12 protein-coding genes and 4 tRNA genes are annotated in these 15,769 nt (G+C 40.0%); 13 read left to right on the forward strand and 3 right to left on the reverse strand.

Annotation, left to right across the window (positions count from 1 at the left end):
- Positions 1-194: 194 nt before the first annotated feature.
- Together DS737_RS10290 and DS737_RS10295 are read left to right on the forward strand one after the other, a co-directional pair.
- Complete coding sequence (locus tag DS737_RS10290) at positions 195-2,465, forward strand: NADP-dependent malic enzyme (protein ID WP_113997987.1); 2,271 nt, start codon at positions 195-197, stop codon at positions 2,463-2,465.
- A 93-nt stretch (positions 2,466-2,558) separates the two neighbouring features.
- Positions 2,559-3,788 carry a multifunctional CCA addition/repair protein gene (locus DS737_RS10295; protein WP_113997458.1) on the forward strand — a complete coding sequence of 410 codons (1,230 nt, stop codon included), beginning with the start codon at positions 2,559-2,561 and terminating at the stop codon, positions 3,786-3,788.
- Between the two features lie 55 nt (positions 3,789-3,843).
- Here DS737_RS10295 and tsf read toward each other — a convergent pair whose 3' ends face one another.
- Positions 3,844-4,719, reverse strand: coding sequence for a translation elongation factor Ts (gene tsf / locus DS737_RS10300; protein ID WP_005082022.1), 876 nt, complete (start codon positions 4,717-4,719; stop codon positions 3,844-3,846).
- A gap of 139 nt (positions 4,720-4,858) precedes the next feature.
- The gene (gene rpsB / locus DS737_RS10305; protein ID WP_005082020.1) at positions 4,859-5,611 is read right to left on the reverse strand and encodes a 30S ribosomal protein S2; all 753 of its coding nucleotides are present in this window, start codon (positions 5,609-5,611) and stop codon (positions 4,859-4,861) included.
- A gap of 236 nt (positions 5,612-5,847) precedes the next feature.
- On the opposite strand from rpsB, the gene map reads away from it, so the two are divergent.
- From map to DS737_RS10325, 4 genes are all read left to right on the forward strand, one after another.
- The gene (gene map, locus DS737_RS10310; RefSeq protein WP_004638482.1) at positions 5,848-6,672 is read left to right on the forward strand and encodes a type I methionyl aminopeptidase; all 825 of its coding nucleotides are present in this window, start codon (positions 5,848-5,850) and stop codon (positions 6,670-6,672) included.
- Positions 6,673-6,864: 192 nt separating this feature from the next.
- Entirely contained in the window at positions 6,865-7,989 is a 1,125-nt protein-coding gene (locus DS737_RS10315) for an OmpW/AlkL family protein (protein WP_113997459.1), read from the forward strand.
- A gap of 390 nt (positions 7,990-8,379) precedes the next feature.
- Positions 8,380-9,726, forward strand: a complete 1,347-nt coding sequence (locus DS737_RS10320) for an MFS transporter (protein ID WP_113997460.1) — start codon at positions 8,380-8,382, stop codon at positions 9,724-9,726.
- Positions 9,727-9,805: 79 nt separating this feature from the next.
- Positions 9,806-11,020, forward strand: a complete 1,215-nt coding sequence (locus DS737_RS10325; protein ID WP_113997461.1) for an alginate export family protein — start codon at positions 9,806-9,808, stop codon at positions 11,018-11,020.
- Between the two features lie 195 nt (positions 11,021-11,215).
- On the opposite strand, the gene DS737_RS10330 is transcribed toward DS737_RS10325, so the two are convergent.
- Positions 11,216-12,397 carry a trypsin-like peptidase domain-containing protein gene (locus tag DS737_RS10330; protein WP_113997462.1) on the reverse strand — a complete coding sequence of 394 codons (1,182 nt, stop codon included), beginning with the start codon at positions 12,395-12,397 and terminating at the stop codon, positions 11,216-11,218.
- A gap of 194 nt (positions 12,398-12,591) precedes the next feature.
- Between DS737_RS10330 and DS737_RS10335 the strand changes: the two genes are divergently transcribed.
- From DS737_RS10335 to DS737_RS10365, 7 genes are all read left to right on the forward strand, one after another.
- Positions 12,592-13,350, forward strand: a complete 759-nt coding sequence (locus DS737_RS10335) for a Nif3-like dinuclear metal center hexameric protein (RefSeq protein WP_113997463.1) — start codon at positions 12,592-12,594, stop codon at positions 13,348-13,350.
- A gap of 336 nt (positions 13,351-13,686) precedes the next feature.
- Positions 13,687-14,310, forward strand: coding sequence for a superoxide dismutase (locus tag DS737_RS10340; RefSeq protein WP_113997464.1), 624 nt, complete (start codon positions 13,687-13,689; stop codon positions 14,308-14,310).
- A 225-nt stretch (positions 14,311-14,535) separates the two neighbouring features.
- On the forward strand, positions 14,536-15,162 hold the full coding sequence (locus DS737_RS10345) for a superoxide dismutase (RefSeq protein ID WP_004638474.1): 627 nt from the start codon (positions 14,536-14,538) through the stop codon (positions 15,160-15,162).
- A gap of 147 nt (positions 15,163-15,309) precedes the next feature.
- Positions 15,310-15,385: transfer RNA gene (locus DS737_RS10350), tRNA-Asn, on the forward strand.
- A gap of 6 nt (positions 15,386-15,391) precedes the next feature.
- Positions 15,392-15,467, forward strand: a tRNA-Asn gene (locus tag DS737_RS10355).
- Positions 15,468-15,526: 59 nt separating this feature from the next.
- Positions 15,527-15,602: transfer RNA gene (locus DS737_RS10360), tRNA-Asn, on the forward strand.
- Positions 15,603-15,661: 59 nt separating this feature from the next.
- A tRNA-Asn gene (locus DS737_RS10365) sits at positions 15,662-15,737 on the forward strand.
- The last annotated feature ends 32 nt before the right edge of the window (positions 15,738-15,769 follow it).

A 15,769-nucleotide genomic window follows, 5' to 3' on the forward strand; every position in this document is an offset into this window, starting at 1 on the left:
TACAGCGATAATTTACGACTTTAACCCTTCATTTTTAGTTGAAAATAATTTGTCAATAAGTCGTATCATTCAGTGAAAATAAGCTATTTTGACTGGGCGAAAGCATGAACTAGTGCTATATTCTTGTGCACTTATCTTAATATAATAATCAGTCATATATATGCATGATTATTATCGGAACAATCGAGACTCAGATGGACGATCAATCTTTAAAACAAGCCGCTTTGTATTACCATGAATTTCCTACTCCTGGAAAAATCAGTGTGACACCTAGCAAGCAGCTCGTTAACCAACGAGATTTAGCGCTTGCATATTCCCCTGGTGTTGCAGCTCCATGTTTAGAAATCGAACGTGACCCTTCTGCCGCTGCGAAATATACAGCGCGTGGTAACTTGGTTGCCGTCGTGAGTAATGGTACAGCAGTTCTTGGTTTAGGGAACATTGGTCCTTTAGCATCCAAGCCTGTTATGGAAGGTAAAGGCGTACTTTTCAAAAAATTTGCAGGCGTTGATGTCTTTGATATTGAAATCGCGGAAAATGATCCAGATAAAATCGTTGATATCGTTGCTGCATTAGAACCAACTTTTGGTGGTATTAACCTTGAAGATATTAAGGCACCAGAATGTTTCTATATCGAGAAAAAACTACGCGAACGCATGAAAATTCCTGTGTTCCATGATGATCAACATGGCACAAGTATTATCGTAGGTTCAGCATTACTCAACGCGCTCCAAATCGTAAATAAGAAAATCGATGAAATCAAAATCGTCGCTTCAGGTGCAGGTGCTGCTGCACTGTCATGCCTAGATTTGTTGTGTGCTCTAGGTGTAAACAAAGAAAATATCATTGTTGCTGACTCTCGCGGCCTCCTTACCACTTCACGTGATGGATTGGATGATTCGAAAAAGCGCTATGTTCAAGACATTAAAGCAACGCAATTAAATGAAGTAATTGCTGGCGCAGACATGTTCTTAGGTCTTTCTGCGGCAGGCATTTTAACCAAAGAAATGGTTAAAGAAATGGCTGAGAATCCGATCATTTTTGCTCTTGCGAACCCTGATCCTGAGATTCTACCTGAACATGCACATGAAGTACGTCCAGATGTCATTATGGCAACAGGTCGTTCAGATTATCCAAACCAAGTAAATAATGCACTTTGCTTCCCATATATTTTCCGTGGCGCGTTAGATGTGGGTGCAACCACCATTAACGAAGAAATGAAAATTGCCTGTGTACATGCTATCGCGCGTATGGCACATGTAGAAGCAGATGCGGCTACCTATGGTGAAAAGTCAGCCTCATTTGGTCGTGATTACTTAATCCCACGCCCGCTTGATCAACGTTTAATTTTAGAAATTGCACCAGCAGTTGCAAAAGCGGCAATGGATTCTGGTGTTGCTACTCGCCCGATCGAAGATTTCTCAGCATACCGTCAACGACTTTCTGAGTTTGTGTATAACTCAGCATTCTTGATGAAACCAATTTTTGCTCAAGCAAAAACTGATCCTAAACGTATTGCATATGCTGAAGGCGAAGATGAACGTGTATTACGTGCAGTTCAAATCGCAGTAGATGAAGGCTTGGCAAAACCAATTTTAGTTGGTCGTACAACTGTAATCGAGGCAAATATCAAAAAATTAGGCTTACGCTTACAGCATGGCTTAAATATTGAAATCGTTGATCAAGAACAAAATCCATTGTACGAAGAGTTTTGGAAAGATTACTACCAAACGATGCAACGTAAAGGTGTAACGGTTGAATATGCGCAACGTGAAACTCGTCGTCGCTCAACATTGATTGCAGCGTTACTTGTGAAGTTTGGTAAAGCAGACGGTATGCTTTGCGGTACTTACAGCAGCTATGATATTCATTTAGATTTTGTGCGTAATGTGATTGGTCTAAAAGAAGGTCGCAGCACATTCTTTACCCTGAATGCATTGATGCTTGAAGATCGCAATTTGTTTATTGCTGATACATATGTCAATACCAATCCAACAGCGGCACAGTTAGCTGAAATGACAATTTTAGCTGCAGAAGAAGTACGCCGTTTTGGTATTACACCTCGTGTTGCTCTACTTTCTCATTCAAGTTTTGGTAGTGACCAGCATGATGCAAGCGCTCAGAAAATGCGTGAAGTTTATCGTTTACTCACAGAGCAAGCGCCTGATTTAGAAGTTGAAGGTGAAATGCACGGTGATGCAGCGCTTGACGAAAATATCCGTCATTTTGCATTCCCAAATTCGCGCTACAAAGGCTCAGCAAACTTGTTAATTATGCCGAATCTAGATGCAGCAAACATTTCATTTAATTTGTTAAAAGCAACTTCTGGCAATAATGTAACTATTGGGCCAATTTTGTTAGGTGCTGCTAAACCAGTTCATATTTTGACACCAACGGCAACAACACGTCGTTTGATCAATATGACAGCATTAACTGTTGCAGAGATCCAACAAAGTCAAAACTAAAGTTTAGAACGAGCTTGCCTACAAAAGCTCCTCATGAGACTTGAGAAAACCTCTGTTCTGTAGCATGATTGTGTGAAGAATAGAGGTTTTTTCATGCAAGTTTATTTAGTAGGCGGTGCTGTTCGAGATCAGTTACTTGGGCATCCCTATCACGAAAAAGATTATGTTGTGGTCGGTGCAACACCCGATCAATTGCTCGCTGAGGGTTATCAGCCCGTTGGCAAAGACTTCCCTGTATTTCTACACCCTAAAACAAAAGAAGAATATGCACTTGCCCGCACCGAAAGAAAATCAGGCGTTGGCTATCACGGCTTTCAATTTTTTACTGATACAAACGTTCGCCTAGAAGAAGATTTAATTCGTCGTGACCTAACAATTAATGCCATGGCGATGGATGCAGATGGTCAAGTCTATGACCCCTATGGTGGTCAAAAAGACTTAGAGCAAAAAACTCTTCGCCATGTTTCGGATGCATTTACCGAAGATCCTTTACGTGTACTGCGTGTTGCCCGATTTGCTGCCCGTTATGCATCTTATGGATTTGTCGTTGCAGAAGAAACATTAGCGTTAATGCGTAAGATTGCAGAATCTGGTGAGTTAAATGAGTTAACGCCTGAACGTGTCTGGAAAGAAACAGCGCGAGCATTAATGGAAGACCATGCAGATGTATACTTCCAGATTCTTAGAGACTGTAACGCTTTAAAAATCTTATTTCCGGAAATTGATGCTCTTTTTGGCGTTCCGCAACGACCTGAATACCATCCAGAAATCGATTGTGGTATTCATACATTAATGGCGCTTCAGCAAGCTTGTAAAGCAGAGTATGCTTTAGATGTGCGATTTGCCGTCCTTGTACATGACTTAGGTAAAGCACTCACACCACCTGAGGAACTTCCTAGACATGTGATGCATGAGGAACGCGGTATACAACCTGTCACAACCCTATGTGACCGCTTGAAAGTGCCAACACAACTCAAAAATCTAGCATTAACCGTATGTAAAGAACATTTAAAGTGCCATCAAGTACAAATCTTAAAGCCAGGCACGCTTTGGCGTTTTCTACAACGTTTAGATGTATTACGTCGCCCTGAAAAAGTTAGAGCATTTGTGCAAGCGTGTGAATGTGATGCACGAGGCCGTTTAGGTATGGAAGACCGCCCATATCCTCAAGCACAATTTATACTCAATGCCATGGATATAGTGAGAAATATCCGTGCTCAAGACCTACCAGAACACGTTAAAGGTCCTGAAATCGGTGAAATGTTAATTCAATATAGAATTGAAGCTTTAGCAGATTTCAAAGCACAACTTGAGAAACAATAAACTTAAGCTATAAAAAAACCCAGTCATAATGACTGGGTTTTTTAAAAGATACGAATTACTTCGCAGCAGCTTGTGCAGCAGCAACTTCTTCAGCAAAGCTCATTTCAGCTTTCTTCTCAATACCTTCACCTACTTCAAAGCGAGTGAATTGAGCAACAACTGTACCAGTCGCTTTTAATACATCAGCAACTTTCTTATCGTTGTCGATAACATACATTTGACGATCAAGCGCAACTTCGTTCAAGTATTTCTCAACTGAACCAGTAACCATTTTCTCAACGATGTTTGCAGGCTTACCAGATTCTAAAGCTTTTGCTTCAGCAATTTCTTTCTCTTTAGCGATCAAGTCAGCTGGAACAGCTTCAGCATTTACTGCAACTGGGTTGAACGCAGCAACGTGCATTGCAATACCTTTACCAGTATCAGCATCACCTGTGTAAGAAACAACAACACCGATTTTTAAACCGTGCTTGTAAATAGCCAAGTTTTCGCCTTCAACGATTTGAGCACGACGTACTTGGATGTTTTCACCGATTTTTTGAACAAGTGCAACACGCGCTTCTTCAACAGTAGAACCATCTTCAAGTTTAAGTTCAGCAATTTTCGCAGCATCAGTTTCATTTGCAGCAAGTGCAGCTGTCGCTACTTTATCAGAGAAGTTTTTGAAGTTTTCGTCTTTAGCAACGAAGTCTGTTTGACAGTTAACTTCAACAAGAATCGCTTTATTACCGTTTTGAACGATCGTGATCGCACCATCAGCAGCAATGTTGCCTGCTTTTTTAGCAGCTTTTGCTTGACCTGATTTACGAAGGTTATCAATCGCAAGTTCGATGTCACCGCCTGCTTCTGTTAATGCTTTTTTGCATTCCATCATTGCAAGACCAGTACGGTCACGTAATTCTTTTACCATGCTTGCAGTAATTGCAGTCATGTTGATCTCCTAAAATCGGTAGAATATAAATCTGTTCAACAAAAACGGCCCAAAGGTTTCTCTGGGCCGTTTTGCTTTCTCGACGCTCAATTTGTCATCATTTTAAATCACAAAAATGACAAGCTTGCGTCAAAACGCATTAAGCCTCAGGAGCTTCTTTAGCAGCTTCTTCGCCTTTCGCTTGTGCATTCGCTTGTGATTGAGCGTATTCTTTACCAGCAAGAATCGCATCAGCCATAGCTGAAGCATACAAAGTAACTGCACGGATCGCATCGTCGTTACCAGGAATAACGTAATCTACGTTATCTGGGTTAGAGTTAGTATCAACGATACCGATTACAGGAATACCTAAGTTTTTAGCTTCTTTAATTGCAATCGCTTCGTGATCAACGTCGATTACAAATAATGCGTCAGGTAAACCACCCATGTTTTTAACGCCGCCTAAAGCACGTTCAAGTTTTTCCATCTCACGAGTACGCTCTAAAGCTTCACGTTTAGTAAGCTTAGCAAAAGTACCGTCTTGAGATTGAGTTTGAAGATCTTTTAAACGGTTGATAGATTGGCGAAGTGTTTTCCAGTTCGTCAACATACCACCTAACCAACGGTGATCTACATATGGTTGACCAGCACGTTGAGCTTGTTCACGGATGATGTTAGAAGCAGCTCGTTTTGTACCAACGAATAATACTTTGTTCTTTTTGCTCGCCAAGTTGTTAACAAAGTTCAAAGCATCATTTAACGCAGGAACAGTGTGCTCAAGGTTGATGATGTGAATTTTGTTACGCGCGCCAAAAATGTATTGACGCATTTTTGGGTTCCAGAAACGAGTTTGGTGACCAAAGTGTGCGCCTGCTTGAAGAAGGTCGCGCATGCTTACGTTGTAATCTGCCATTTTCTTTACCTTAAAGTTTGGGTTAGGCCTCCATATATCCGCATTCTCCACCTATTGCTAGGCACCCAGAGTAATGTGACGATATATGTGCGGATTTTTTACGACTATTTATTATCAAACAATTCCGCAAAAGCCTCCAATAAAAATAAAGAAGATTTGTCACGAAAAGCATTTGATAAAATAGGCGGCTATTTATACCATAGACACTTGCAAATTACCAAAAGTTTTTAGAGATCATGAATACAACTTATACAGCTCCTCGTCGATTAATTAAAACACCTGAAGAAATTGAAAAGATGCGTGTTGCAGGGAAATTGGCTGCTGAAGTTTTAGACATGATTAAACCGCATATTAAAGCGGGTGTGAGTACACTAGAACTCGATACAATCTGTCGCAATCATATTGAAAATGTACAAGATGCTATTCCCGCTTGTGTTGGGTACGGTGCAGCACCAGGTCGACCTGCGTTCCAACACTCGATTTGTACCTCTGTTAACCATGTTGTTTGTCATGGTATTCCATCTGAGAATAAAATTTTAAAAAACGGCGACATTCTAAATATTGATGTCACTGTCATTAAAGATGGATACCACGGCGATACCAATATGATGTACATCGTTGGTGGCGAGACTTCTATTTTAGCAAATCGCCTGTGCTCAGTCGCACAAGAAGCAATGTATCGTGGAATGGCGACCGTGAAAGATGGTTCATATCTTGGTGATGTTGGACACGCCATTCAACAATATGTTGAGTCTGAACGCTTCAGTGTAGTACGTGAATACTGCGGTCATGGAATTGGTAATGTTTTCCATGATGAGCCTCAAGTTTTACACTATGGGCAAAAAGGCACAGGAATGCGTCTTGAAGCAGGAATGACCTTTACTATTGAACCAATGGTCAATGCAGGTGTATGGCAAACTAAACTTTTGGGTGACAAATGGACAGTTGTCACCAAAGACCATAAGTTGTCAGCTCAATATGAACACACGATCTTAGTGACAAAAACAGGAATTGAGGTATTAACCGCCCGTCCAGAAGAAGATCTTTCACGTTTTCAATAATTCGTTTTTGAGGGTGAGTACCTATGTACTCGCCCTTTTTTAGATTAAAAATCACCCAATTTTAATTCAATTACTACATTTTTTTTCATAGTTATAACAATTATAAATTCTATCTAAACAAAGTCTGCATAAAAAAGCGTTATGGTGAGCGCTAGAAAAATCCTTACAAACTTTAGGACATGGAGTCCCAAGATGATGAAGAAATCATTTGCATGCATGATTGCGACAGGTTTATGTGCCCTTCCTACACTTTCTTTTGCAGATTCACCATATTTTAGCCTTAAAGATGGAGATGGATTTAAGCGCTTCTCTGTTTCAGCAGGTTGGTTACATGCTATGCCGCAAGGGTCGGCAAATCCAATTAATATCAATACCAGTGTTGCTGAAGGGACTAAATCCAAAGTTGGAGATGTATCCACCGATGCAGTTATGAATGCAATTAATCGTGACAATCCCAAAGGAGAGCTCTGGTACAACCTTTTTAACACTTATAAAAGTCTTGGAGGAAAGGAGCTGCCAGGAGCTCTTTCTGGCACAGCGACAATCAATGGTCTATCCCAATGGGAGCAACAGGGTTCAGGTTTAGAAGCTGCTAATGTTGATACCATAGGACTTATGTTTAATTACAACTTCACAGATAATCTTTCGTTGGAAATTAAGGGAGGAATCCCTCCAAAAGTAGATATCAATGGAAAAGGAAGTGTCAATGCACCTCTCTCTGGAAATGCTGTTCCTATAAAAGATGATTCAATACTAGGCAAACTAGTAGGTAGTCTTATAGGACAGATTGGTGCTGATATCCCATTAAAACAGGATATTCATATTACCGATCTCTCACAAGGTGGCAAAGCTGCAACAGCACGTGCTTGGTTACCCGCAGTCGAACTCCACTACCAATTTGGTAAAACTGGTGTCAACAAATTCCGCCCTTATGTCGGAGCTGGTGTGATGTACGCATACTTTAACTCATTAAAAATCAATCCTGCAATTGAATCAGATCTTATTGCAGCAGGTCATATGATTCAAAATATCCATGATAATCAAGCTGGTGCAGCATTAGACCGCAAAACATCATCGGCAGATCCCGTTGTTAAGCTGAAAGCGACGGATACTTTTGCACCAATCGTAACTTTAGGTGCAACTTATGATTTCAAACCGAATTGGTTTGCTGTTGGCTCCGTTTCTTATTCAAAAATGAATAATGAGGCAAAAATTTATGTGACTGACCGAAATACAGGTAAAGAGTTGATTCGTGCAAATACTAAAATCGACATTGATCCACTCATCACTTATGTTGGTATCGGCTACCGTTTCTAATCTTTTCTTTTTATCAAAGCAGCTTCGGCTGCTTTTTTTCGATCGCTATGTTTTTAATCAAACTGTATAAAAATGATGCACCATTTAAAAACAACTCATTCAATATTGCCTTACAGTTGCTATCACATTTCCTGTTTTTAAAATTTAAGAAACTGCCCACTCGGAATCTTTAACAATAGAATAATTAATTTTCATGATTTAAATTAGAATTTTAAATTGTTCTTTTGGTTAAATATTTTTATTGGCACATCCCTTGCATACTTCATAACATACAGAATCAATGTCGATTCAAAAAAATTTGTTGGCGGCCAATGATGTCCGTTCTGTTCGGTTTGTAAGCATAAACGTTTGGCTTACAGAGTAATATTTCGTTCAGTTCAGGGGAAGGCTATGTCTTCAAAAATGAGTCTAGATGCAAAGAAAGCAACTGAAATAAACTTATTTAGCTTCGCAACACCTGCAATGCGTGCATTCCATATGACATGGTTGGCATTCTTTGTTTGCTTTTTCGCATGGTTTGCCTGCGCTCCGCTGATGCCTGTAATTGCGGGTGAATTTAATTTAACCAAAGCCCAAATTGCAAACATCAATATTGCAGCTGTTGCAATCACCATCGTTATCCGCCTCATTGTCGGTCCGCTCTGTGACAAATATGGACCACGCAAGACCTATACCGCCCTATTGATTCTCGGCAGTATTCCTGTGTTTGGTGTTGCTGCTGCCAATACCTATGAATCCTTTTTATTTTTCCGTCTTTTAATTGGGGCGATTGGGGCAAGTTTCGTAATTACCCAATACCATACCAGCGTCATGTTCGCACCAAATGTTGTTGGTACTGCTAATGCCGCTGCGGCAGGTTGGGGAAATGCTGGTGGTGGTGCAACGCAAGCGATCATGCCACTCATTCTAGGTGCCATCATCATGTTTGGTGTTGAACAAGCAATGGGCTGGCGTATCGCACTACTTGTTCCAGGAATCATGATGGTAATCGTGGGTATACTTTACTGGAAACTGACACAAGATAGTCCTCAAGGCAACTTCAAAGAATTAAGAGAACAAGGTATAGAAGCTGGTAATATTAAAAAAGGTGGTACAGCTATTTTAATGCAGGCCGCTCGTAATTACCGTGTTTGGGTTTTATTTACCGCTTATGCAGCATGTTTTGGCATCGAGATCTTCATTCATAATATTGCCGCAATGTACTATGTGGACCATTTTAATATGGGCTTGAAAGAAGCTGGACTTACTGCTGGAATTTTCGGCCTACTCGCACTATTTGCTCGCGCATTGGGTGGTATCGTTTCTGATAAAGTAGCTGCCAATAAAGGGTTGGATGGACGTACGCGGATATTATTCTTACTGATCTTGGGTGAAGGGTTATTCCTCATCATTTTCTCCCAAATGAATACTGTCATGCTCGCCGTACTTGCAATGACAATTTTTGCTCTGTTTACCCATATGGCCTGCGGTGCGACTTATGCACTCGTACCATTTATTGATCGTGACGCGCTTGGAGGTGTGGCTGGCATTATTGGTGCAGGCGGTAATGTTGGTGCTGTCGCCGCAGGATTCCTTCTCAAAGGTTTACTTGACATCCAAACTTGTCTCATGATCTTAGGCTGCCTCGTCACTGTTGCCGCATTCAGTGTCATTCTGATTCGCTTCTCAGTCGAACATAAAGAAAAAGAACAACAACTGTTTGAGCAAGCTTTGCTTGAACGTAACTCAACTGCTTAATTCAACGCTGCTCTAAGGGATGTGCTTATTCACACATCCCTCCTAACCACTTATATCTAATTTTAACTCTAGGGGGAATATGATGAAAATCATTCCAATTTCTTTGATCGCACTCGGCTGTTTTTCTACAACACATCTACTTGCCAATAGCGATTTTTTGACAAACACCAAGCTTTCACTCGATAGCCGCTTACGTTTCGAAATGGTTGATCAAGACAACCCATTAAAGAAAGCTGAAGCTGCTACTTTGCGGATACGCCCTGCACTACAAACAGGCTCATGGCAAGGCTTGAGCCTATATGCACAGGGTGAAGCAAACATCGAACTCAATGATCGCTTTAATAGTACTCGAAACAGCGAAACCACCTATAGCACCGTTCCTGATCCCAAAAACTTAGATATTAATCAGTTATATTTAAATTATAACAGTTCCAAGTTTGATGCTCGATTAGGTCGGCAAGTTATCAATCTAGATAATCAACGTTTTATTGGCTCCGTTGGTTGGCGTCAAAATGAACAAAGTTACGATGCAATTAGCTTCAATTTTAAAGCTGATCCAAAACTCCAGCTCTACTATGCTTATATTGAACAGGTAAACACAATCTTTGGTAGTGAAACAGCTAAACCCGTTGCATTAAAAGCGCAAGACGGCAAACAGGATAGTCAAATCCATTTAGCGCAAATTAAATACAGTTATAGCCCTCAGCTTAATGCTGTAGTTTATGGCTATTTTCTTGACTTTGAAGACCTCAATGCTTGGTCAAATCAAAGCTATGGTCTTCGTTTAACAGGGAAGCACAAAAACTTTCGTTATAGTGCTGAATATGCAAAACAACAGGACTATGCGGATCAGCCATTAACTTACGATACGGATTATTATGCATTAGAACTTGGCTACCAAGTTTCTGGACAAGCACCTCTTGGTGAAGTTGAAATTGGTTACGAAGTTCTAGGTAGTGATAACGGTAAAATTGCTTTTCAAACTCCACTTGCAACTAAACATCGCTTCAATGGTTGGAGTGACCTGTTTTTAAATACACCAGCCAATGGTCTACGTGATCTTTATATCAGCTCAAGTTTTAATATATTCAGTAAAGGTAAATTAACAACCGAGCTACATCATTACCGAAGCGATATAAAAGGATTAAACTATGGCCAAGAATTTTCTCTTTCCTATGGTCAAGCATTACCAATCATGGGCTTGTCTGGATTAGCAAAATTTTCAAGTTATCAGGCTGAAGATTTTGCTGTCGATACCGAAAAGCTTTGGTTACAGTTAGATTATAAATTTTAAAAAAAATTTTTATTGCTGATTCAATGGATTGAATTGGATTACATCAAAACTTTGACAGTTGTCATCAAATTATCAAATTTGGATGATTTAATAAAAAATAAAAAGCCTATAAAAGCGCAAAAAGCCTGCTGATCGATAAGATCAACAGGCTTTTTTCTTAAGGATGAATTAATCAACCAGTCCTAATTTAAAGCGCTACTGCCCTTTCGGTAGCGGAATATATTGAGATTGAGTATTTTGTTGAACTTTTCGTTCCCCAACCTTCACTTCCAACTTCTGTTGCTTGCCGTCGCGTTCAACAACAACATTAATCATGCTCTCAGGTGCTTGCAATGCAACATAATTAATTAAATGAGAAGCTGACGAAATCTGCTCATCATTGACTTGAACAATGGTATCACCACGTTTGACGCCGGCTTGATCAGCTGGACCACCACGTAAAACATCTGCAACTAGAACACCAACCGGTTTTGCAGTCAGTACATTTTCATCTAAATTGTTTGGAATTAAACTAATTCCCAACCAACCACGGACAACACGCCCATCTTTTAGGATAGAGTTTAAGACTTGCTGGCAAACCTTCGCAGGGATAGCAAAACCAATTCCAAGTGAACCACCTGACTGTGAGAAAATTGCAGTATTTACGCCAATTAAATTACCTGCAACATCAATCAACGCCCCACCCGAGTTACCTGGATTTATGGCTGCGTCAGTTTGAATAAAATCTTCATAGGTGTTGATACCTAAGTCTGATCGTCCTGTTGCAGAAATAATCCCTTGCGTAACAGTTTGCCCTACACCAAATGGATTACCAATCGCTAATACAACATCACCAACCTCATTACCACTAAGTTTAAACGGTAATACAGGAAGTTTATCCAACTCAATTTTGATCACCGCTAAATCTGTATCTGGATCTGTACCAATGACTTTCGCTTCTGCGCGACGGCCATCATATAACGCGACAACAATTTGCTCTGCTTGTGCAATCACATGGTTATTTGTCAAAATATAACCATCTGCACGCACGATTACGCCTGAACCTAAACTGTTTTCATTTTTAGGTTGCTGCGGAATCTGATTACCAAAAAATTCACGGAATACGGGATCATTTAAAAGCGGATGATTTGGTTGTTTGATTTTTTGAGTGGTAAAAATATTGACCACGGCAGGTGCTGCCACTTTAACCGCGGCATTGTAAGAAACCACCCCACCCATGCGATTTGTATCGACTAAGGGCTCGACCTTTTCTGCTGGCATTTTCACACCATCAGACGCTATTGTTGGTTTCGGCTGATGTGATTTTTGCCAAGCGAGAAAGCTGAATATAACGACAATGAGTAATACCCAAGGTAACCATGTAAATGCACGGCGCACGTTTATTATCCTCTAGGCGAAATTATGTTATGAACAAATTATTAAATCTGTTTTAAGAACAGGAAATTTCCATCATTGTAATGTAAATTACTTAAAAACAATGCAAAAGTTAAAAAAGTTTTGTCTAGCTTTAGTTACATTAAAAAGTATGTTTTTATTGACAGCTATAAAATGTAAATCATTTGAGGAATTCTATGGCAAATTTGCATGACATAGTGCAATGGTGTAATCAAACTTTAAAGTCGAATGAATTTAAAGACTACGCACCAAATGGCTTACAAATCGAAGGCAAGCCCGAAGTCAATAAAATTGTATGTGCTGTGACTGCATCTGAAAGTGCTATTGATGCTGCAATTGCACTACAAGCCGATGCTTTATTGGTTCATCATGGCTATTTTTGGAAAGGCGAGCCCTATCCAATCACAGGAATGCGTGGCAATCGTATCAAAAAACTCATTCAAAACAATATTTCACTGATAGCCTATCATCTACCTTTAGACGCTCACCCGACCTTAGGGAATAATGCAGCAATTGCCGATTTGATTGGTTTACAAAACATAGAAGCTTTAGATCCAACAGAAAGACATCCAATCGGAAATATTGGTTATTTAGAACATGCGATAAGTCCTGAACAGTTCAAAGAAAAGCTACAAACAATTTTTGACTTTTCTATTCTTCATCTGCCTTGTAGTAAATCTGCTATCCAAAAAGTAGGTTTCTGTACAGGCGGGGCTCAAGACTTTATCGAAAAAGCTGCGTTGGAAGATTGTGATGCTTATATCTCTGGTGAAGTAAGTGAGCGCACTTTTTATCAAGCTAAAGAACTGGATGTCCATTATTTTGCATGTGGACACCATGCCACAGAACGTTACGGTGTACAGCGTTTAGCTCAAGCGATTGCAAATCAATTTTCGATTAAAACTGAGTATTTTGAACTCAACAATCCGATTTAACCCAATCCATCTTCTGAGTGGAGTGAAATGCTTTTCACTCCTTTCCCTCGTCTTCTTATAACTGTATCTATTCATGTTGAGTTATTGAAGTCATAAGGACTTCTATTGACAACCCTTCTAGCTCTTTCATATACGCTAAGAATCGAATACGTCTTCACTTTGCTACACCAACTTAATCCTCAATATAACCAATCATAAATAAAATTTATTTTTTATCTCTTCATCTATAGATAAAAGCAAATTAAAAGATATTGATTCTCATTTACTTTTAAATGAATAATGAAAGCGCTTCACTTTATACCAATAAAATCATTTTGATTAAAAGGAATCAAACACATGGCTTATTCTCTACCAGCACTACCTTATGCTTACGATGCACTTGAACCCAATATTGATACCAAAACAATGGAAATTCACCACAGTAAACATCATCAGACCTACATCAATAATATTAATGGTGCAATTGAAGGTACAGAATGGGAAAAACTCCCAGTAGAAGAATTGGTTGCAAAAGTGAATGACGTCCCTGCCAACCTTAAAAACATGGTAATCAACAATGCAGGAGGCCATGCCAATCACTCACTATTTTGGACAGTCATGAGTCCACAAGGTGGCGGCAAACCCACAGGGCCTGTTGCAGACGCAATTGATCAACAACTTGGTGGTTTTGATGCTTTTAAAGATGCTTTTACCAAGGCTGCAATTAGTCGTTTTGGTAGTGGCTGGGCATGGCTCAGCGTTACCCCTGAGCATAAACTGATTGTAGAAAGTAGCGCGAATCAAGACTCACCATTGATGTATGGCAATACGCCTATTCTGGGCTTAGATGTATGGGAACATGCATATTATTTAAAATACCAAAACCGCCGTCCTGAATATATTGCTGCGTTTTACAATGTTGTAGATTGGGATGAAGTGAATCGTCGTTATCATGATGCATTACAAACTAAAGCTCAGTAATTTTCTTGGTCAATTAACTTAAATCTACACCTCTAAAAAACGGGTTAGAGCCTTTTAGAACGTTCACTAAACGAGCTAAAGACTCTAATCATTGTTGTATCGTATATGTCTCATAAAGAAATTTTTTGCATATTTTGTGTATTAAAAGACTGCCCTATTGTCCATAGAATCATTTACAATAAAGGCACTTGATGTAAAACCCAGCAAATTTGCAAGGAATGAAACATGACAACCATTACTTTACCTGCACTTCCATATGGCTATGATGATTTAGCGCCACACATCACTCGCGAAACTTTAGAATATCATCACGATAAGCATCATAATACATATGTTGTTAACTTGAACAACTTGATCAAAGGGACTGACCTTGAAGGTAAAACTTTAGAGGAAATCATCAAAGCGTCTGCTGGTGATGCTTCTAAAGCTGGTATCTTCAACAATGCTGCACAAGTATGGAACCACACGTTCTACTGGAACAGCATGAAGCCAAATGGTGGTGGTAAACCAACTGGCGCGATTGCAGCTAAAATCGATGAAGCTTTTGGTAGCTACGAAAAATTTGCAGAAGAATTTACTGCTGCTGCAACAACTCAATTTGGTTCAGGTTGGGCTTGGTTAGTAGCTGATGAAGTAAATGGTAAATTATCAATTACTAAAACTGCCAATGCAGACACACCACTTGCTCATGGTCAAATTGCAGTATTGACGATTGATGTTTGGGAACATGCTTACTACATCGATTTCCGTAACTTACGTCCTAAATACATCGCAACTTTCTTAGAAAGCTTAGTGAACTGGGACTATGCAAATGCAAAACTTGCAGGTCAACCAGCAGGCGTTGAGAAATAATCTTTTATTTCTTGCATAAAAACTGCCCACCTCGGGCAGTTTTTTTATAAATAAAATCCGAAAAGAATATTTATCAAGCAAACGATTCATTTTATTTACTATTCTTGTTGACGCATGAATATTTCATGCCTAAAATGCGCATCAGATTCTCCAATAGCTCAGTCGGTAGAGCGACGGACTGTTAATCCGCAGGTCCCTGGTTCGAGCCCAGGTTGGAGAGCCAAGCTAATCTCCCATAGCTCAGTCGGTAGAGCGACGGACTGTTAATCCGCAGGTCCCTGGTTCGAGCCCAGGTGGGAGAGCCAAATTCTTAAGTGAATAGCTTGACCGTTAAAAGTGACATGCATAAAATGCATATCCAGATTCTCCCATAGCTCAGTCGGTAGAGCGACGGACTGTTAATCCGCAGGTCCCTGGTTCGAGCCCAGGTGGGAGAGCCAAATTCTTAAGTGAATAGCTTGACCGTTAAAAGTGACATGCATAAAATGCATATCCAGATTCTCCCATAGCTCAGTCGGTAGAGCGACGGACTGTTAATCCGCAGGTCCCTGGTTCGAGCCCAGGTGGGAGAGCCAAGATTCTAAAAACCCACTCCTTTCGAGTGGGT

It is taken from the genome of Acinetobacter haemolyticus (assembly GCF_003323815.1).
Lineage (GTDB): Bacteria > Pseudomonadota > Gammaproteobacteria > Pseudomonadales > Moraxellaceae > Acinetobacter > Acinetobacter haemolyticus.

Coding starts and splice junctions, on each gene's coding strand:
- DS737_RS10340 (WP_113997464.1), top strand. CDS start 13,687: ATGGCTTATTCTCTACCAGCACTACCTTATGCTTACGATGCACTTGAA.
- tsf (WP_005082022.1), bottom strand. CDS start 4,719: ATGACTGCAATTACTGCAAGCATGGTAAAAGAATTACGTGACCGTACT.
- rpsB (WP_005082020.1), bottom strand. CDS start 5,611: ATGGCAGATTACAACGTAAGCATGCGCGACCTTCTTCAAGCAGGCGCA.
- DS737_RS10335 (WP_113997463.1), top strand. CDS start 12,592: ATGGCAAATTTGCATGACATAGTGCAATGGTGTAATCAAACTTTAAAG.
- DS737_RS10325 (WP_113997461.1), top strand. CDS start 9,806: ATGATGAAAATCATTCCAATTTCTTTGATCGCACTCGGCTGTTTTTCT.
- DS737_RS10315 (WP_113997459.1), top strand. CDS start 6,865: ATGATGAAGAAATCATTTGCATGCATGATTGCGACAGGTTTATGTGCC.
- DS737_RS10295 (WP_113997458.1), top strand. CDS start 2,559: ATGCAAGTTTATTTAGTAGGCGGTGCTGTTCGAGATCAGTTACTTGGG.
- DS737_RS10320 (WP_113997460.1), top strand. CDS start 8,380: ATGTCTTCAAAAATGAGTCTAGATGCAAAGAAAGCAACTGAAATAAAC.
- map (WP_004638482.1), top strand. CDS start 5,848: ATGAATACAACTTATACAGCTCCTCGTCGATTAATTAAAACACCTGAA.
- DS737_RS10290 (WP_113997987.1), top strand. CDS start 195: ATGGACGATCAATCTTTAAAACAAGCCGCTTTGTATTACCATGAATTT.
- DS737_RS10345 (WP_004638474.1), top strand. CDS start 14,536: ATGACAACCATTACTTTACCTGCACTTCCATATGGCTATGATGATTTA.